General features: G+C 66.1%; 17 protein-coding genes. 11 read left to right on the forward strand and 6 right to left on the reverse strand.

All coding sequences use genetic code 11. The features are described from left to right. Positions 1-164 precede the first annotated feature (164 nt). On the reverse strand, positions 165-2885 hold the full coding sequence (gene acnA / locus ACVIJ6_RS09660) for an aconitate hydratase AcnA (protein ID WP_456772529.1): 2721 nt from the start codon (positions 2883-2885) through the stop codon (positions 165-167). A 223-nt stretch (positions 2886-3108) separates the two neighbouring features. Between acnA and ccmA the strand changes: the two genes are divergently transcribed. The 5 genes from ccmA (at position 3109) to ACVIJ6_RS09685 (ending at position 6363) form a co-directional block, all read left to right on the forward strand. After that, entirely contained in the window at positions 3109-3720 is a 612-nt protein-coding gene (gene ccmA, locus ACVIJ6_RS09665; RefSeq protein WP_456772530.1) for a heme ABC exporter ATP-binding protein CcmA, read from the forward strand. A 331-nt stretch (positions 3721-4051) separates the two neighbouring features. Next, positions 4052-4720 (forward strand): heme exporter protein CcmB, encoded by a 669-nt coding sequence (ccmB, locus tag ACVIJ6_RS09670; RefSeq protein WP_456772531.1) that lies wholly within the window; start codon positions 4052-4054, stop codon positions 4718-4720. A 92-nt stretch (positions 4721-4812) separates the two neighbouring features. Beyond that, positions 4813-5589 (forward strand): heme ABC transporter permease, encoded by a 777-nt coding sequence (locus tag ACVIJ6_RS09675; protein ID WP_456772532.1) that lies wholly within the window; start codon positions 4813-4815, stop codon positions 5587-5589. Between the two features lies 1 nt (position 5590). Beyond that, positions 5591-5770, forward strand: a complete 180-nt coding sequence (gene ccmD, locus ACVIJ6_RS09680) for a heme exporter protein CcmD (protein ID WP_456772533.1) — start codon at positions 5591-5593, stop codon at positions 5768-5770. Next, the gene (locus ACVIJ6_RS09685; protein WP_456772534.1) at positions 5767-6363 is read left to right on the forward strand and encodes a DsbE family thiol:disulfide interchange protein; all 597 of its coding nucleotides are present in this window, start codon (positions 5767-5769) and stop codon (positions 6361-6363) included. The genes ccmD and ACVIJ6_RS09685 overlap by 4 nt, the downstream gene beginning before the upstream one ends. A gap of 121 nt (positions 6364-6484) precedes the next feature. Here the strand turns inward: ACVIJ6_RS09685 and ACVIJ6_RS09690 are convergent, their stop codons facing one another. Together ACVIJ6_RS09690 and ftsY are read right to left on the reverse strand one after the other, a co-directional pair. Next, positions 6485-7087, reverse strand: coding sequence for a septation protein A (locus tag ACVIJ6_RS09690; RefSeq protein ID WP_456772535.1), 603 nt, complete (start codon positions 7085-7087; stop codon positions 6485-6487). Positions 7088-7166: 79 nt separating this feature from the next. Then, positions 7167-8114, reverse strand: a complete 948-nt coding sequence (ftsY, locus tag ACVIJ6_RS09695) for a signal recognition particle-docking protein FtsY (protein WP_456772536.1) — start codon at positions 8112-8114, stop codon at positions 7167-7169. A gap of 60 nt (positions 8115-8174) precedes the next feature. On the opposite strand from ftsY, the gene ACVIJ6_RS09700 reads away from it, so the two are divergent. Beyond that, entirely contained in the window at positions 8175-9065 is an 891-nt protein-coding gene (locus ACVIJ6_RS09700; RefSeq protein ID WP_456776948.1) for an RluA family pseudouridine synthase, read from the forward strand. Positions 9066-9074: 9 nt separating this feature from the next. Here ACVIJ6_RS09700 and mtaB read toward each other — a convergent pair whose 3' ends face one another. Further along, positions 9075-10376, reverse strand: coding sequence for a tRNA (N(6)-L-threonylcarbamoyladenosine(37)-C(2))-methylthiotransferase MtaB (gene mtaB / locus ACVIJ6_RS09705; RefSeq protein WP_456772537.1), 1302 nt, complete (start codon positions 10374-10376; stop codon positions 9075-9077). Continuing rightward, the gene (gene dapF / locus ACVIJ6_RS09710; protein ID WP_456772538.1) at positions 10373-11242 is read right to left on the reverse strand and encodes a diaminopimelate epimerase; all 870 of its coding nucleotides are present in this window, start codon (positions 11240-11242) and stop codon (positions 10373-10375) included. Before dapF ends, mtaB begins: the two co-directional genes overlap by 4 nt. 169 nt (positions 11243-11411) lie before the next feature. Here dapF and ACVIJ6_RS09715 point away from each other — a divergent pair, with 169 nt between their 5' ends. Together ACVIJ6_RS09715 and ACVIJ6_RS09720 are read left to right on the forward strand one after the other, a co-directional pair. After that, positions 11412-12137, forward strand: a complete 726-nt coding sequence (locus ACVIJ6_RS09715; RefSeq protein ID WP_456772539.1) for a GyrI-like domain-containing protein — start codon at positions 11412-11414, stop codon at positions 12135-12137. An 8-nt stretch (positions 12138-12145) separates the two neighbouring features. After that, a complete protein-coding gene (locus tag ACVIJ6_RS09720; protein WP_456772540.1) occupies positions 12146-12853 on the forward strand; it encodes an SIMPL domain-containing protein in 708 nt (235 codons plus the stop codon). A gap of 81 nt (positions 12854-12934) precedes the next feature. On the opposite strand, the gene ACVIJ6_RS09725 is transcribed toward ACVIJ6_RS09720, so the two are convergent. Then, positions 12935-13927: an MBL fold metallo-hydrolase gene (locus ACVIJ6_RS09725; protein WP_456772541.1), complete on the reverse strand. Its 993-nt coding sequence runs from the start codon at positions 13925-13927 to the stop codon at positions 12935-12937. Between the two features lie 345 nt (positions 13928-14272). Between ACVIJ6_RS09725 and ffh the strand changes: the two genes are divergently transcribed. The 3 genes from ffh to rimM all read left to right on the forward strand — a co-directional run bounded on the left by ffh (position 14273) and on the right by rimM (position 17049). Next, positions 14273-15823 carry a signal recognition particle protein gene (gene ffh, locus ACVIJ6_RS09730; RefSeq protein WP_456772542.1) on the forward strand — a complete coding sequence of 517 codons (1551 nt, stop codon included), beginning with the start codon at positions 14273-14275 and terminating at the stop codon, positions 15821-15823. A gap of 174 nt (positions 15824-15997) precedes the next feature. Beyond that, positions 15998-16330, forward strand: coding sequence for a 30S ribosomal protein S16 (gene rpsP / locus ACVIJ6_RS09735; protein WP_008964221.1), 333 nt, complete (start codon positions 15998-16000; stop codon positions 16328-16330). A gap of 128 nt (positions 16331-16458) precedes the next feature. Continuing rightward, a complete protein-coding gene (gene rimM / locus ACVIJ6_RS09740; RefSeq protein WP_456772543.1) occupies positions 16459-17049 on the forward strand; it encodes a ribosome maturation factor RimM in 591 nt (196 codons plus the stop codon). Positions 17050-17207: the final 158 nt, after the last annotated feature.

Consider the following 17207-nt stretch of genomic DNA (forward strand, 5'->3'; position numbering starts at 1 on the left):
CCGGAACAACACTGTCCGCCACACCCTGCTGCGTCAATAAAATGCGAAGCCGCCCTCGGCGTTGACAACCAAAAATGCAAAGGAGGCAGCCTATGTCATAGGCCGCCTCCTTCATCACCCGCTACTCACTTCAGAGTGAGCCAATCTGCCGCATCGCGCCTTGGTTAAGCGGCGAGCTTGCGCAGCACGTAGTGCAGGATGCCGCCGTTACGATAGTAGTCGAGCTCATCGAGCGTATCGATGCGGCAAAGCAGCGGCACCTGCTGCGCCGCGCCGTCGGCCGAAACGATCTCAGCGGTCAGCGTCTGGCGCGGCTTCAGGTCGCCCTGCAGCCCCTTGATGGTGACCTTCTCATCGCCCTTGAGCCCGAGCGACGACCACGACGTGCCTTCCTGGAAGGTGAGTGGAAGCACACCCATGCCCACCAGGTTGGAGCGGTGGATGCGCTCGAAGCTCTGGCAGATCACGGCGCGGACGCCGAGCAGACGGGTACCCTTGGCCGCCCAGTCGCGCGACGAGCCGTTGCCATATTCGGCGCCGGCGAACACGACCAGCGGCACGCCCTCTTCCTGGTACTTCATGGCGGCATCGTAGATCGACATCTGCTCGCCGTCGGGCCAGTGCTTGGTCAGGCCGCCCTCCGGGATGTTGCCGTCGGCGCCCTTGAGCATGAAGTTCTTGATGCGGATATTGGCGAAGGTGCCGCGCATCATGATCTCGTGATTGCCGCGGCGGGTGCCGTACTGATTGAAGTCGGCCGGGCGGACCTGGTGCTCGCTGAGGAATTTACCGGCGGGCGAGGTCAGCTTGATCGAACCGGCCGGCGAGATGTGGTCGGTGGTGATCTTGTCGCCGAACAGCGCCAGCACGCGGGCCTCGACGATGTCCTTGATCGGCTCCGGCTCCTTCTTCATGCCCTCGAAATACGGCGGATTCTGCACGTAGGTCGACGACATGTTCCAGCGGTAGGTCTCGCTCTCGACCGTCTTGATCTTGCGCCAGTTGGTGTCGCCCTTGAAGACGTCGGCATACCGCTTCTTGAAGATCGAGGCCTTGACGAACTTCTTGACGAAGTCATTGACCTCCTTCGTCGTCGGCCAGATGTCCTTCAGGTAGACCGGTTTCTTGTCCTTGCCGATGCCGATCGGCTCGACCGCCAGATCCTTGGTCACGGTGCCGGCGAGCGCGTAGGCGACGACCAGCGGCGGCGAGGCCAGGTAGTTGGCCTGCACGTCCGGCGAGACGCGGCCTTCGAAATTGCGGTTGCCCGACAGCACGGCCGCCGCGACGACGCCGTTGTCGTTGATCGACTTCGAGATCTCCTCCGGCAGCGGACCAGAATTACCGATGCAGGTGGTGCAGCCGAAGCCCACCAGGTTGAAGCCGACCTTGTCGAGGTCCTTCTGCAGGCCGGAGTTTGCGAGGTATTCAGCAACCACCTGGCTGCCCGGGGCTAGCGAGGTCTTCACCCACGGCTTCGCCTTGAGGCCCTTCGCCGCAGCGTTGCGGGCCAGCAGGCCGGCGCCGATCAGCACGCTCGGGTTCGAGGTGTTGGTGCAGGAGGTGATGGCGGCGATGACGACGTCGCCATGGCCGATGTCGAAGTCCTTGCCCTCGACCGGGAAGCGCTGATCGGCGGCATCCGGCTTCTTGTACTCGCCGGCCAGCGCGGTCGCGAAACCTTCGGCCACGGCCGGCAGCGCGATGCGGCCCTCGGGACGCTTCGGACCGGCCATCGACGGCACGACGTCGGCGAGATCGAGGTTCAGCGTCTGCGTGAACACCGGGTCCGGCGACTTGGCGGTGCGGAACAGGCCCTGCGCCTTCGCGTAGGCTTCGACCAGCGCGACGCGCGGCGCCTTGCGGCCCGAGGTCTTGAGATAATCGATCGTCGCGGCGTCGACCGGGAAGAAGCCGCAGGTCGCGCCATACTCCGGAGCCATGTTGGCGATCGTCGACTTGTCGGCGACCGAGAGATGGTCGAGGCCGGGGCCGAAGAACTCGACGAACTTGCCGACCACACCGAGCTTGCGCAGCATCTGGGTAACGGTCAGCACGAGGTCGGTCGCGGTGACGCCTTCCTTCAGCGCGCCGGTCAGCTTGAAGCCAACCACGTCGGGCAGCAGCATCGACAGCGGCTGGCCGAGCATGCAGGCCTCCGCCTCGATGCCACCGACGCCCCAGCCGAGCACGGCGAGACCATTGACCATGGTGGTGTGCGAATCAGTGCCGACCAGCGAATCCGGATAGGCGACCTCGAAGGTGCCCTTGGTGCGGCCGACGGTCATCTTCTCCTTCTTGGTCCACACGGTCTGCGCCAGATATTCAAGGTTGACCTGGTGGCAGATGCCGGTGCCGGGCGGCACGACGGAGAAGTTCGAGAACGCCTTCTGGCCCCACTTCAGGAATTCATAACGTTCCTGGTTCTGCTTGTACTCCTCGGCGACGTTCTTGCCGAACGCCTTGTTGTCACCGAAGTAGTTGACGATCACCGAGTGGTCGATCACGAGATCGACCGGCACCAGCGGGTTGATCTTCTCGGCGTCGCCGCCGAGCGCCTGCATCGCATTGCGCATGGCTGCGAGGTCGACGACGGCAGGGACGCCTGTGAAATCCTGCATCAGCACGCGCGCCGGGCGGAACGCGATCTCGTGCTCCAGCGACTTCTTGCGCAGCCATTTCGACACCGCGACGATGTCGTCCTTGGTGACGGTGCGACCATCCTCGTTACGCAGCAGGTTCTCGAGCAGCACCTTCATCGAGTAGGGCAGCTTGGAGATGTCCTTGAGACCGTTCTTCTCGGCTGTGGGCAAGCTGTAATAGATGTAGCTCTTCGTTCCGACCTTGAGGGTCTTGCGACACTTGAAGCTGTCGAGCGAGGTCATGCGTGGGAATCCCAATTGATCTGTATACCCTGAGGGGGTATTTAAGAACCGTCAGCGCGAGGCGCCGGATGGCTTGCAGCGGACGATTGTGTGCTGCATCAAGGTCGGGCTTATAGAAGCTTTCTAACTGCGCCGCCACAGCCACAAGCAAGTCGCGACGTGGCATCACCCACAAATTCTCACACGCTAGCCTTCAATTTCGTAAGGGCTGTCACGACAGGCCATGCAGCTTGCTCCCAGATTGTTCGGACACGACGTCAGATGCGTGCGCGGCGGCCGTGAGGTGTTCGCAGGCCTTGCCTTCGAGGCGGTCGCGGGCGAGGCGCTGGCGGTGACCGGGCACAATGGCGCCGGCAAGACCTCATTGCTGCGGCTGATCGCAGGGCTCCTGCTGCCTGCCGGTGGCACCATCGCCATCGAGGGCAGCGAGACCGAGCTGACGGTGCCGGAGCAGGCGCATTATCTCGGCCACCGCGACGCGCTGAAGCCGGCGCTCAGCGTGCGCGAGAATCTGGCGTTCTGGGCCGACTTCCTCGGCGGCGGCACGACGCGGCCGATCGCCGACTGTCTCGCCGCCGTCGGCATCGCCCACGCGATCGATCTGCCCGCCGGCTATCTCTCCGCCGGCCAGCGCCGCCGACTGTCATTGGCCCGCCTGCTCGCCGTCCCCCGTCTGCTGTGGCTGCTCGACGAGCCGACCGCAGCGCTCGACGTCGCAGGCCAGGCGATGTTCGCCGGCCTGATGCGCGAGCATCTCGCCGGGGGCGGGCTGATCGTGGCGGCCACGCACGGCCCGCTCGGCATCGACACGCGCGAGCTGCGGATCGGAGCATGAGTACGATGACCGTCAGCATTCTTTGCGCCAAGCCCACCGCGCTCTCCGTTCCCTCCCCCCTTGTGGGGGAGGGTCAGGGGGGAGGCCCCACGACGTGGTCCATCGTTTTGGACAAGATCCCCGTGTGTCAAATTCCGTCCCATCGGTTTGCGCCCTCCTCCCCCTTGCGGGGAGGGGTCGGGGGTGGGGGTCCCCACGGGCAGTCTCGCCCGGAGCCATCCCCCTCCCTAGCCCTCCCCCACAAGAGGCGAGGGAACGCAGTGTGCGGGGGGAGAGAAAGGGAACACGGCTCCCTCTCCGGCAACGCGTCCACACCCGAGGCCCTTCCCGCATGACCGCGCTCGGAGCTCTCATTCGCCGCGACATCCGGATCGCGCTGCGCATCGGTGGCGGCGCGCTGATTGGCGTGCTGTTCTTTCTCACCGTCGTGGTGCTGATGCCGTTCGCGGTCGGGCCCGACCTCGCGCTGCTGACCCGGCTCGGCCCGGCGATCCTGTGGCTCGGCGCCCTGCTCGCCAGCCTGCTGACCCTGGACCGGCTGTTCACCGCCGACCATGAGGACGGCTCGCTCGACCTGATCGTGATGAGCCGGACACCGCTGGAGCTCGCCTGCGCCGCGAAGGCGCTGGCGCACTGGCTCGCGGCTGGCCTGCCCCTGGTCATCGCCACGCCGGTGCTCGGCCTGCTGCTCAACCTCGATGCCACTGCCACCGGCGCTGTCGCGCTGACCTTGCTGGCCGGCACGCCGGCGCTGACCTTCATCGGCATGATCGGTGCGGCGCTGGCGGTGACGATGTCGCGCGGCGGGTTGCTGTTGGCCGTGCTGGTGCTGCCACTGTCGATCCCGGTGCTGATCTTCGGCGTGGCGGCGTCGCAGGCCGCCATCACAGGCCCGCTGCCGTTCGGGGCGCCGTTCTCGATCCTCTGCGCCTTGTCGCTGGTCAGCTTCGTGATCGGCCCCTTCGCAGCTGCAACAAGCCTCCGCAACGGCCTGGACTAACCGAACACCGGCGGGGTTTGACCATGATCAACTCTTGGCCAGACGCACCGTGCTGATTGCCTGCAACGGCTTCCGCCTTTAACAAGGTTCTCATGTCGCTGATCGACCTCGCCAATCCCACCCGGTTCCTTGCGCTGACGGCACGGCTGCTGCCGTGGCTGGCGCTGGTTACGGTCGTGCTGCTGGGCGCCGGCCTGTACCTCTCGGCGCTGGCGCCCGACGATTATCAGCAGGGCGCCACCGTCAAGATCATGTTCATCCACGTGCCGAACGCGTGGCTGTCGATGTTCGTCTGGGGCGTCATGAGCCTCGCCTCGCTCGGCACCCTGGTGTGGCGACACCCGCTTGCCGATGTCGCGGCAAAAGCGGCCGCCCCGATCGGCGCCAGCTTCACCTTTCTCGCCCTGCTGACCGGCTCGCTGTGGGGCCGGCCGATGTGGGGCACCTATTGGGAATGGGATGCGCGGCTGACCTCGGTGCTGATCCTGTTCCTGATGTATCTCGGCCTGATGGCGCTGTGGCGCGCGGTCGAGGATCCGACGCGCGCCGCCCGCGCCGCCGCCGTGCTGACGCTGGTCGGCGCGATCAATTTGCCGATCATCAAGTTTTCGGTCGACTGGTGGAACACGCTGCATCAGCCGGCTTCGGTGATGCGGATGGGCGGCCCTGCGCTCGACAAATCGTTCCTGATTCCGCTGCTGGTGATGGCGATCGGCTTCTCGTTCCTGTTTGTGACATTGCATGTCGCTGCCATGCGCAACGAGATCCTGCGCCGGCGCGTGCGCAGCCTGCAGATGATGCAGGCGCGCGCCTATACGGGTAGCGCCCCTGCGAGCGGTGCAACCGGCCAGATCGTGGGAGCCGCCTGACATGGACCTCGGTCCCTACACCTCCTTCATCGCAACCTCCTATCTCGCCGCCGCGCTCGTCGTGGTGCTGCTCATTGTCTGGATCGCGATCGACTACCGCACCCAGAAGGCGCGGCTGCGCGCGCTCGAGGAGAGCGGCGTCAGCCGGCGCTCAGGCCGCGCGGCGACGGACATCCAATGACCGAACAGGCTGCAACGGAGCGTGCGCCGCGGCGCCGCTCATTCCTCATGCTGCTGCCGCTCGTGGTGTTTCTCGGGCTTGCGGCGCTGTTCTGGTTCCGGCTCGGCAATGGCGATCCGTCGCGGATTCCCTCTGCCTTGATCGGCCGCCCCGCCCCGAACACGCCGCTGCCGGCGCTGCCCGAACTGGCCAAAGACGGCACGCCGGTGCCAGGACTCGACCCGGCCGCTCTCAAGGGCAAGGTCAGCATCGTCAACGTCTGGGCGTCCTGGTGCGTGCCCTGCCACGACGAGGCGCCGCTGCTGGTGGAGCTCGGCCGCGACAAGCGCTTCCAGATCATCGGCATCAACTACAAGGACGGCGCCGACAACGCCCGCCGCTTCCTTGGCCGCTACGGCAACCCCTATGACGTCGTCGGCGTCGACGGCAACGGCCGCGCCGGCATCGAATGGGGCGTCTATGGCGTGCCCGAGACCTTCGTCGTCGGACGCGAAGGCACCATCGTCTACAAGCTGGTTGGCCCGATCACGGTCCAGAATATCGACGCGGTGTTGAAGCCGGAGATCGAGAAGGCGCTGAAGGCGGGGTCGTAATCTGCTTACGACAAACCGTTGGTTTTCGTCATTGCGAACGAAGCGAAGCAATCCAGGGCGGCATGCTGAGCTCTGGATTGCTTCGTCGCTACGCTCCTCGCAATGACGGAGACGGGGAGAGCTACCCCTTGCTCACATCGCCCTCGGCTGCATCGCTGGCTTCCAGCGACGCCGGCTCCTGATGGTAGCGCTTGATCAGCGGCATCTGGGCGATGGCGAAGATCATGGTCAGCGGCACCACGCCGAAGGCCTTGAAGCCGACCCAGAAATCCGTGCTCTGGGTGCGCCAGATGATCTCGTTCAGCACCGCCATCGCGGCGAAGAACAACGCCCAGCGGAAGGTGAGAACCCGCCAGCCGGCCGGCGTCAGATTGAACATCTGATCGAACATGATGGCGATGAAGGAGCGGTTGAACAGCAGCCCGCCGCCGAGCACGGCCGCGAACAGGCCATAGATGATGGTCGGCTTGACCTTGATGAAGGTCTCGTCGTGCAGCACCAGAGTGAGCGTGCCGAACACCAGCACGACGATGCCGGTGACGATCGCCATCAGCGGCACGTGCTTGGTGACGACATAGGACGCGATCAGCGCCGCGATGATCGCGACCATGAAGGCGCCGGTCGCCGCGAACAGATTGAACTTGGCGTTGACCACGAAGAACACGATCAGCGGACCAAGCTCGGTCGCGAGCTTGAACAACGGGTGCGGCTGGGTCTTGTCCATTCGATGTCCTGTTGGCTGCCATCAGCCGCGGCTGATCCAGTCGTTACCTACGTCCACGCCACGGGATGGCGCGGTGACGTCAATCCTCGATGCCGGCAATCGCCCGCGCAAAATCCCTGGCGGCGAAGGGCTGCAGGTCGTCGACGCCTTCCCCGACGCCGATGAAATGCACCGGCAGCTTGAACTTCTCCGACAGCGCCACCAGGATGCCGCCGCGCGCCGTGCCGTCCAGCTTGGTCATCACGAGACCTGTCACACCTGCCGTACGATGGAACGCCTCGACCTGCGACAGCGCATTTTGTCCCACCGTCGCATCGAGCACGAGCAGCACCGCATGCGGCGCCGAGGCGTCGACCTTGCGAATGACACGCACCACCTTTTCGAGCTCGTTCATCAGCTCGGCCTTGTTCTGCAGCCGGCCGGCGGTGTCGATCAGCAGGATGTCACGGGCCTGCTCCTTGGCCGCGGTGATCGCTGTGAAAGCGAGGCTCGCCGAATCCGAGCCCTGCGCTCCGGCGATGACAGGCGCCGCGGTCCGCTCGCCCCAGACTTTCAGCTGTTCGATGGCCGCGGCGCGGAACGTATCGCCCGCCGCCAGCATGACCTGCTTGCCGTCGGAAGCAAATTTTGCCGCCAGCTTGCCGATGGTCGTGGTCTTGCCGGAGCCGTTGACGCCGACGACGAGAATAACGAACGGCTTGTGGCCGGGCGCGATCTCGAGAGGCTTCGCCACCGGCGCCAGCACCTTCTCGACCTCGGTCGCGACCACGGCCTTCACCTCGTCGGCGCTGATCGCCTTGTCGTAGCGGCCGGTCCCGACCGCCTCGGCGATCCGCGCCGCCACCTGGGTGCCGAGATCGGCACGCAGCAGCACATCCTCGATGTCGTCGAGCATCGCGCGATCGAGCTTGCGCTTGGTGACGAGATCGGCCACGGCCGTGCCGAGCGCGCCGGAGGTGCGCTTCAGGCCGGCCGACAGCCGCCGCCACCACGACAGCTTGGGTGTTTCGGAGGTGGTATCGTTCATGGCGTGGTGTTAGCCCTTTCCTCCCGCAAACGAAAGCCTCGCACCCCCTTTACGGTTTCCATGGATATTAACCAACCTTCCGATGAGGAGATGCTGGCCCGCGTGCTCCACCGCGACGGGCTGATGCTGGTGATCGACAAGCCGGCCGGAATTCCCGTGCACAAGGGACCGAAGGGCGGGCCGAACCTGGAAGCGTCGTTCGATGCGCTGCGCTTCGGCCTGCCGCGCCCGCCGGTGCTGGCGCATCGGCTGGACAAGGAAACCTCGGGCTGTCTGGTGCTCGGCCGCCATCGCAAGGCAACGGCCTCGCTTGGGCTTTTGTTCAAGCATGGCAAGATTTCGAAGACCTATTGGGCGGTCGTCGAAGGCGGCCCCGACGCTGACGAAGGCGTGATCGAGCTGCCGCTGGGCAAGCTGAATGCGGAACGCGGCTGGTGGCAGAAGCCGGACCCGCAGGGCCAGCCGGCGGTGACGAAATGGCGCGTGCTGGGGCGGTCGCATTTGGCAGCCAGCTCATCCTCTAGCTCGCCTCTCATTTGCGGCACGAACTCCCCTCCCCTTTGCGGGGAGGGGTCGGGGGTGGGGGTCGCAGCAAAGACTGCCCGTGTGGACCCCCCTCCCCAGCCCTCCCCCACAAGGGGGGAGGGATCGCAGTTGCCGAGTGGAGAGTCAGTGCATGCCACCAACGGCCCGCGGCTCACCTGGCTCGCGATGGAACCGATCACCGGCCGCACGCATCAATTGCGCGTGCACGCGGCATCTCAGGGCTGGCCGATCGTCGGCGACAACATCTATGGCAACGGCCCCCGCTTCGGCGAGCCGCGGCTGCACCTGCATGCGCGCGAGATTTCCATTCCGCTGTCGCGCAACAAGCCGCCGGTGAATGTCGTCGCGCCAGCGCCGCCGCATATGCATGAGCGGCTGAAGCTGTGCGGGTGGAATGGCGAGTGAAGCGCGCTCTCACCACTCGTCATGGCCGGGCTTGACGAGGTTCTGGACTAATAACCGAGCACCATCATGCGCTGTGACCGTGAGACGCTGCACCATGCCCGGCAACGCACCGACGATTGCCACCGGCAGATAGTGCTCTGTGCGCCCCTGCGTCTCGCTCTCGATCAGCACCTCGCGCTCACGGCCGATCTCGGCATCCAGCCGCTGTCGTAGCGCTGTTTCACCCGCTGCTCGTAAGCGCCGTGCACGATCACGGATGACGGCGCCATCGACCTGCGGCATGCGGGCCGCCGGCGTGCCCGGGCGCGGCGAGTAGGGAAAAACATGCAGGAAGGTCAGCCTGCATTCCTCAACGAGTTCGAGCGAGCGCGCAAACATGTCCTCCGTCTCCGTCGGAAAGCCCGCGATCAGATCGGCACCAAGCACGACGTCTGGCCGCAATCTCCGCACTTGCTGACAGAACGCGACCGCATCGGCGCGCGAATGCCGCCGCTTCATCCGCTTCAGGACCAAGTCGTCGCCGGCCTGCAGCGACAGATGCAGATGCGGCATCAGCCGGGTATCGTCTGCGAGCGCGTCGAGCAGATCGGCATCGGCTTCGATCGAGTCGATCGAGGAGATGCGCAGCCGCTGCAGTTCCGGCACGTGACGCAAGATCTGCTTCACCAGCCGGCCGAGCTTCGGCGTCCCCGGCAGGTCGTGGCCGTAGCTGGTCAGATCGACGCCGGTCAGGACGATCTCGGCATGGCCGCGCGCGGCCAGCGCACGCACATGGTCGACGACCGCCCCCATCGGCACCGAGCGCGAATTGCCGCGGCCGAACGGGATGATGCAGAAGGTGCAGCGATGATCGCAGCCGTTCTGCACCTGGACGAACACCCGCGGCAGGCCGCGCTGAAAACCGTCGACCAGATGCGGCGCCATCTCCGTCACGGCCATGATGTCGGAAACGGCGACCTTCTCGGATGTGTCGATGCCGAAGCGCGGCGCCGCCAGCGCCTGCGCCGTCACGCGCCAGGCATCGAGCTGCAGCTTGTCCTCATTGCCAATGACGCGATCGACCTCGGGCATGTCAGCAAACATGCCGGCCTGCGTCTGCGCCGCGCAGCCGGTCACGACGATGCGCGCCGCCGGGCGCTCGCGTTTCAGCTTGCGGATCGTTTGCCGTGCCTGCGCCACGGCCTCATTGGTGACCGCGCAGCTGTTGATGACGATGGTGTCGGAGGCGCCCGCCGCCTCCGCGTGTCGCGCGATCAGCTCGGACTCGAACGCGTTCAGCCGGCAGCCGAAGGTGACGACATCGACGCTCATGCCACGCTGGCGAACAGCTGTGGCTCGAACCGGCCCTCGAACTCGAACGTCGCAGTGCCCGTCATCAGCACGTGATCGTCACGCTCGCGCCATTCGATCGTCAGCTCGCCACCGGGCAAGGTCATCTGGACGATACGATTGGCCCGCTTCAGCCGGGCGGCCGCGACCGCCGTGGCGCAGGCCGCCGAGCCGCAGGCCTTCGTCAGCCCCGCGCCGCGCTCCCAGGTGCGCATCGTGATGTGGTCGCGATCGACGATGTGGGCGAGCGTGATGTTGGCGCGCTCCGGGAAGATCGGGTGATTTTCCAGCAGCGGTCCGAACCGCTCCAGGTCATGGGAATTGACGTCGCCATCCACCCAGAACACCGCATGCGGATTGCCCATGTTGACCACCGAGGGCGAGTGCAGGATGGGCGCATCGATCGGCCCGATCTGCAGCTCGATATAGCGGGTGTCGCGGAACTCCTCGGCCAGGGGAATCTCCTGCCAACCGAATTTCGGCACCCCCATGTCGACGGTGTAGAGGTCGGGCGCGGGGCCCTGCCAGCAGTTCAGGAGTCCGGCACGGGTCTCGAAGGTCGCGCTGGCCTGGCCGGTCTTCTCGAACACCTGGCGGACGACGCAGCGCATGCCGTTGCCGCAGGCACCGGACTCCGACCCGTCATTGTTGTAGATGCGGATGAACGCCTCGGTACCGTCGAGCCGGGGCGGCTGCAGCACCATCAACTGGTCGTAGGGAACGCGCGCTGCAACCGCTCGCGCCTCGTCGGGCGTGACCACATGCTTCAGGTCACGCAGATCAAGCACGACGATCTCGTTGCCGATCCCGTTCATTTTGACGAAGCTGTGGTTGGCCAGCGCGCTCATGAAATTATCCAAATTTTGTCCGCTTTATATGGCCTCAGCCGCGGCCTTGACCAGTCCGCAGACTGACATGACGCATCTGTCATGGGACGCCGCGCCGCCGGGCATGTTAGGACCGGTCGTTCGCCGGCACGAACCGGGCAAAGGCAGCACGGCACTGGAGAATAGTCGAATGAATTTCAGCACTTTCCGCCTCGTTCTGGCCGTGAGCTCGGTCGCCTTTGCGCTGGGCGGTCCGGTCGCCCGGGCGCAGGCGCCGGCAGCCCCCACGGCTCCGGCGGTATCGGCGACGCCCTCCCCGCCGGCCCCGAGCACGACCCCGGCGCCGGCCGCAGCGGCTCCCGCAGCCAGCCCGACGCCGGCAGCCAGCGCCAGCCCCTCACCGCCGCCGTCCCCCGCCCCCGGCCAGGCGCCGGCCACACCGCCCACCCAGACGACCGACGCCTTCGGCGACGAGATCAAGCTCGAGGCCAAGAAGGTTGTCCTCGTCAAGGGCACCGCCAATTGGGACAATGCCTTCGACACGCTGATCGATTCCTTCAAGGCGCTGTCAACCATGTTGGACAAGCAAGGCGTGAAGCCCGCCGGCAACGGCATGATCGTCTACACGTCGACCGACGACAACGGCTTCACCTTCCTGGCCGAGATGCCGATCGAGCAGGAGCCGAAGACGCTCGGCAAGGGCATGAGCATCGGCCAGTCGCCGGAAGGCAAGGCCTTGAAATTCGTCCATCGCGGCTCCTACGACAACATGGACAACACGTATGAGGCGATCACGAACCATCTCGACGAGCGCCGCCTCGAAGCCAAGGACACGTTCATCGAGGAGTACATGACCGACCCCTTGAAGACCGCCGAGGACAAGCTCATCATCAACGTCTATGTGCCGCTGAAATGAGTGCCCTGATGATCAGATCGATCCTGGCAGCCGCGATTGCGGGCTGCATCGCGCTTCCGGCGGTCGCAGAGGACGGACCGCGGCTCGACATGCCCGCGATCACCGTCAGCGGCGAGGCCAGCGTCTCGGCGCCGCCGGATCTGGCGCAGATCGATGCCGGGGTGGCGTCCGACGCCAAGACCGCGCGCGAGGCCGCCGAGGCCAACAATACCGCGATGACCAAGGTGCTGCAGGCGCTGAAGACGGCGGGATTAGCCGACAAGGATGTCCAGACCTCGCGGCTGTCGCTACAGCCGCAATATGCCCCGAACCGACCGGGCCAGGCGCAGGTCACCGGCTATCGGGCCTCGAACCGTGTCACCATCAAGCTACGCGACGTGGGCAAAGTGGCCAGCGTGATCGACACGGTGGTCGGCGCCGGCGCCAACGATGTCGGCAACATCTATTTCACCGTTGCCGAGCCGTCGAAGCTGCTCGATGACGCGCGCGAGAAGGCCGTCGCCGACGCACGGCGAAAGGCCGAGATCTACGCCAAGGCGGCCGGCGTCACGCTCGGCCAGCCGCTCAGCATCTCCGAGGACGGCGCCCCCGCGCCGGTGTTCCGCGCCAAGAACTTCGGCGCACCGATGGCCGCGACGCCGACACCGGTGGCGCAGGGCGAGGAGACGCTGTCGATCACGGTCAATGTCACCTGGGCGATCAAGGCCGGCCCGTAGGCGCACTCCCTCGGCGCAGCCCATTCATGCACGGTCGTGAACCGGCAGCGCGACGACACCTGTTTTGTTGCGGCAGTCTGCCTAGATCTCCACCACCTGTCCCGGCTTCAGCACGCCGAAACGCTCGCGCGGGATGCCTGCGGAATCGAGCGCAGCGTGCAGCGCGTGAACCGGCGCGTCGATCGCCTCGTCGGTGAGCTGGAAGGTGCCATGATGATGCGCCAGCGCGGTCTCGGCGCCGCAATCCTGCAGCGCCTGCACGGCCTCCTCCGGGTTCATATGCTGGTCGCGCATGAACCAGCGCGGCTCATAGGCGCCGATCGGCAGGATCGCGAGCCTGATGGGCGCATGCAGTTCGGCGACGCGGCGGAAATGCTTGCCGGTGCCGTAGCCGGAATCGCAGACGATGTAGAACTTGCCGCGCGGCGTCTCCAGCACGAAGCTCGCCCACAGCGCCTTGTTGCGGTCGAACACGCCGCGCGCCGTCCAGTGCCGCGTCGGCACCAGGGTGACGGCGACCTCGTCGTTCAAGGTGACGCGGTCATGCCAGTCATAAGCCTCGGCGCGGATCTTCGAATCCGCCGCGGTCATGGTGAGGTCGTTGCCGAGCGGCGTGACGACCCGCGGGGCGAAGCGCGCGGTCAACCGCGACAGCGTGCGGAGGTCGAGATGGTCGTAATGGCCATGCGAGACCAGCACGACATCGATATGAGGCAAGGCCTCGAAGGCGATGCCGGGATCGTTGTGCCGGCGGGGGCCGGCAAACGAGAACGGCGACACCCGCTCCGACCAGACGGGGTCGACGAGGATGTTCAGCCCACCGGTCTGGACCAGCCAGCTGGCATGGCCGATGAAGGACAGCCGCACCGCCTCGGCATGAACCTTGTGCGGCGGCGTATCGGAATGTGGGCTCGGCGCCCATTTCGGCCAGCGGGCGCGCTTGCCGTTGCGGTCGAGTTGCCAGCGCAGCACTTGCGAGAGGGATACGGGCGGGGCGCCATCGGGATCGCAGAAGCGTTTGCCGTCAAAATGGTCGGTGACGGGGCCGGAATAGGTCCTGGAACGGCGGAGCAAGGCGTCCTCGCGGGAAAGCTGAACTGGCGCAAGAGGTAAGCAGCCCCGCAAGGTCCGGCAACGGGACGCCGGGACGCAAGTTTCCTTGACTTTTCCGTCTCCCGGGGGTTTAACCCGGCCGAATTTCGGAAAGTTTCGTCTTTTCGAGCCACCGCCCGGCCCTGGAGACCGGAGGTCAACGCCCGACAGCGCTGTGCGCCCTCGGGCGCAAAATTGTTTGGACGACCCTCATTCTGAGGAGCCGCGAATGCGGCGTCTCGAAGGATGAGGCCGACGATGTGGTCGCCCTTCGAGACGCAGGCTTTGCCAGCTCCTCAGGGCGAGGCACCAACAGGGATAACGGCATTGTTCGACAATCTGTCGGAAAGGCTTGGCGGCATTCTCGATCGGCTGACGGGGCGCGGTTCGCTCTCGGAAGCCGATGTCGACGCCGCGATGCGCGAGGTCCGCCGGGCGCTGCTCGAGGCCGACGTCGCGCTGGAGGTTGTCCGCAGCTTCACCGAGCGCGTGCGCGAGCAGGCGATCGGCGCCACGGTCGTCAAGTCGGTGACCCCCGGCCAGATGGTGGTCAAGATCGTCCATGACGAGCTGGTCAAGACGCTCGGCGACGAGGGCCAGACCATCGACCTCAATGCCGTGCCGCCGGTGCCGATCATGATGGTCGGCCTGCAGGGCTCCGGCAAGACGACGACCACCGCCAAGCTCGCCCGCCGCATGGTCCAGCGCGACAAGCGCAAGGTGCTGATGGCCTCGCTCGACGTCTACCGTCCGGCCGCCATGGAGCAGCTCGCGGTGCTCGGCCGCGATCTCGACATCCCGACCCTGCCGATCGTCGCCGGCCAGATGCCGCCGCAGATCGCGCGCCGCGCCATCGAGGCCGCCAAGCTCGGCGGCTATGACGTGGTGCTGCTCGACACCGCCGGCCGCACCACGCTGGACGAGGACATGATGAAGGAGGCCGCCGAGATCAAGGCGGTCGCCAACCCGCACGAGGTGCTGCTGGTCGCGGACTCGCTGACCGGCCAGGACGCCGTCAACCTCGCCCGCGCCTTCGACCAGCGCGTCGGCCTCACCGGCATCGCGCTGACCCGTATCGACGGCGACGGCCGTGGCGGTGCGGCGCTGTCGATGCGTGCGGTCACCGGCAAGCCGATCAAGCTGCTCGGCACAGGCGAAAAGACCGATGCGCTCGAGGACTTCTATCCCTCGCGTATCGCCGGCCGTATCCTCGGCATGGGCGACATCGTCTCGCTGGTCGAGAAGGCCGCGGCCAACATCGACGCCGAAAAGGCCGCGCGCGCCGCCGAGAAGATGCGCAAGGGTCAGTTCGACCTCAACGACATGCGCGAGCAGCTGCTACAGATGGCCCAGATGGGCGGCATCAGCGGGCTGATGGGCATGATGCCCGGCATCTCCAAGATGAAGAATCAGATCGCGGCCGCCGGGATCGACGACAAGATCCTCAAGCGCCAGGTCGCGATCATCGATTCGATGACCCGCGAGGAGCGCAAGCATCCCGACCTGCTCAAGGCCAGCCGCAAGAAGCGTATCGCCGCCGGCTCCGGCCAGAGCGTCGAGCACGTCAACAAGCTGCTCAAGATGCACCGGAACATGGCCGACGTGATGAAGGCCATGGGCTCCGGCAAGCGCGGCCCGCTGGCCGGCATCGCCCAGGCGATGGGGTTTGGCGGCGGTGGCGGCATGCCCTCGCCCGAGCAGCTCAAGGCGCTGGCCGAGAAGATGCCGGGCGGCCTGCCCGGCGGCGGCCTGCCGAATTTGCCGAAGGATCTCCCCGCCGGCCTGCGCGGCGGTTTGCCCAATCTGCCGGGCCTCACCGGCCTCAGCGGCAAGCCGACCTTGCCCGGCCTCGGGCTGCCTCCGGGGAAGAAGAAATGACCTCTCTTCCGTCATTGCGAGGAGCGAAGCGACAAAGCAATCCAGAGTCGCGCACGCCGCCCTGGATTGCTTCGCGGAGCTTGTCATCGGGCCGCGCTTGGCGCGGACCCGTTGGCTCGCAATGACGACCCATCCAACTTCGTATCAAGACATCGTCCTCAAAGGAGAGTTTTCATGTCCGTCGTCATCCGTCTCGCCCGTGCCGGCACCAAGAAGCGCCCGGTCTATCACGTCGTCGTCGCCGACTCGCGCTTCCCGCGTGACGGCCGCTTCATCGAGCGTCTCGGCTATTTCAATCCGCTGATGCCGAAGGACAACGAGGCGCGCCTCAAGCTCGACATGGAGAAGGTGAAGGGCTGGCTCGCCAAGGGCGCGCAGCCGTCCGACCGCGTCGCCCGCTTCCTCGATGCCGCCGGCGTCAAGAAGCGCGAAGCCCGCCAGAACCCGATCAAGGCCGTGCCGCGCAAGGAGCGCAAGGCGCAGGCCGAAGCCGCCGCCAAGGGCTAAGGTCCCTTGACGAGCGCGGCCTCATGCTTCGAGACGCACGGCTTGCGCCGTGCTCCTCAGCATGAGGACGTGGCTCCTCGTCCTGAGGAGCGCGCCGTTGCGCGCGTCTCGAAGGACGAGGCCTCCTGATGTCCAAGCTCATCTGCGTCGCCAAGATCGGCGCCGCGCACGGCGTGCGCGGCGATGTTCGTTTATGGACCTTCACCGAGGATCCGCTGGCCGTGCTGCATTACGGCCCGCTCACGACCAAGGACGGCAGCCGATCGTTCGAGGTCGCCAAGGCGCGCGAGGCCAAGGATCATCTCGTCGCAACGATCAAAGGCGTCACCGACCGCAATGCGGCCGAGCGGCTCAACGGGCTCGAGCTCTATGTGCCCCGCGACCGCCTGCCGGAGACCGATGACGACGAATACTACCATGCCGACCTGATCGGCCTGGCTGCAGAGACGACGGCGGGCGCACCGCTCGGCCGCGTGCTCGCGATCCATAATTTCGGCGCCGGCGATATCATCGAGATCGCCCCGCCCTCCGGCAGCACGCTGATGCTGCCGTTCACAAATGCCGTGGTGCCAACGGTCGACCTCGCGGGTGGTCGTGTGATCATCGAACTGCCTGCAGAGATCGAGGGCGAGGATGAAGCGGCGTCCGATGACTCGGATCATGACGATGCTGCCGCGCCAAACCCAGCTCGTCGTCCCCGCGAAAGCGGGGACCCATAGCCACCGCAGCTGATTGGGTTGCGCGGGACCGGCCAACTGCCCCGCCCCCGACAGCCCGCGGTATGGTCCCGGATCGGCGCCGCGACGCGCCGATGCGCGTCACGGCTTGTCCGGGACGGCTCCGATCATGCGGCCGCTCGAGCGGCGGACGCGGTATC

The sequence above is a fragment of the Bradyrhizobium sp. USDA 4369 genome, from assembly GCF_054056435.1.

Bases quoted from the DNA above. Each gene is read 5' to 3' on its own strand.
- mtaB (WP_456772537.1), bottom strand. From the start codon at position 10,376: ATGAGCGTCGATGTCGTCACCTTCGGCTGCCGGCTGAACGCGTTCGAG.
- ACVIJ6_RS09675 (WP_456772532.1), top strand. From the start codon at position 4,813: ATGTCGCTGATCGACCTCGCCAATCCCACCCGGTTCCTTGCGCTGACG.
- ACVIJ6_RS09685 (WP_456772534.1), top strand. From the start codon at position 5,767: ATGACCGAACAGGCTGCAACGGAGCGTGCGCCGCGGCGCCGCTCATTC.
- dapF (WP_456772538.1), bottom strand. From the start codon at position 11,242: ATGAGCGCGCTGGCCAACCACAGCTTCGTCAAAATGAACGGGATCGGC.
- ACVIJ6_RS09715 (WP_456772539.1), top strand. From the start codon at position 11,412: ATGAATTTCAGCACTTTCCGCCTCGTTCTGGCCGTGAGCTCGGTCGCC.
- acnA (WP_456772529.1), bottom strand. From the start codon at position 2,885: ATGACCTCGCTCGACAGCTTCAAGTGTCGCAAGACCCTCAAGGTCGGA.
- ACVIJ6_RS09690 (WP_456772535.1), bottom strand. From the start codon at position 7,087: ATGGACAAGACCCAGCCGCACCCGTTGTTCAAGCTCGCGACCGAGCTT.
- rimM (WP_456772543.1), top strand. From the start codon at position 16,459: ATGTCCAAGCTCATCTGCGTCGCCAAGATCGGCGCCGCGCACGGCGTG.
- ccmD (WP_456772533.1), top strand. From the start codon at position 5,591: ATGGACCTCGGTCCCTACACCTCCTTCATCGCAACCTCCTATCTCGCC.
- ftsY (WP_456772536.1), bottom strand. From the start codon at position 8,114: ATGAACGATACCACCTCCGAAACACCCAAGCTGTCGTGGTGGCGGCGG.
- ccmB (WP_456772531.1), top strand. From the start codon at position 4,052: ATGACCGCGCTCGGAGCTCTCATTCGCCGCGACATCCGGATCGCGCTG.
- ACVIJ6_RS09700 (WP_456776948.1), top strand. From the start codon at position 8,175: ATGGATATTAACCAACCTTCCGATGAGGAGATGCTGGCCCGCGTGCTC.
- rpsP (WP_008964221.1), top strand. From the start codon at position 15,998: ATGTCCGTCGTCATCCGTCTCGCCCGTGCCGGCACCAAGAAGCGCCCG.
- ACVIJ6_RS09720 (WP_456772540.1), top strand. From the start codon at position 12,146: ATGATCAGATCGATCCTGGCAGCCGCGATTGCGGGCTGCATCGCGCTT.
- ccmA (WP_456772530.1), top strand. From the start codon at position 3,109: ATGCAGCTTGCTCCCAGATTGTTCGGACACGACGTCAGATGCGTGCGC.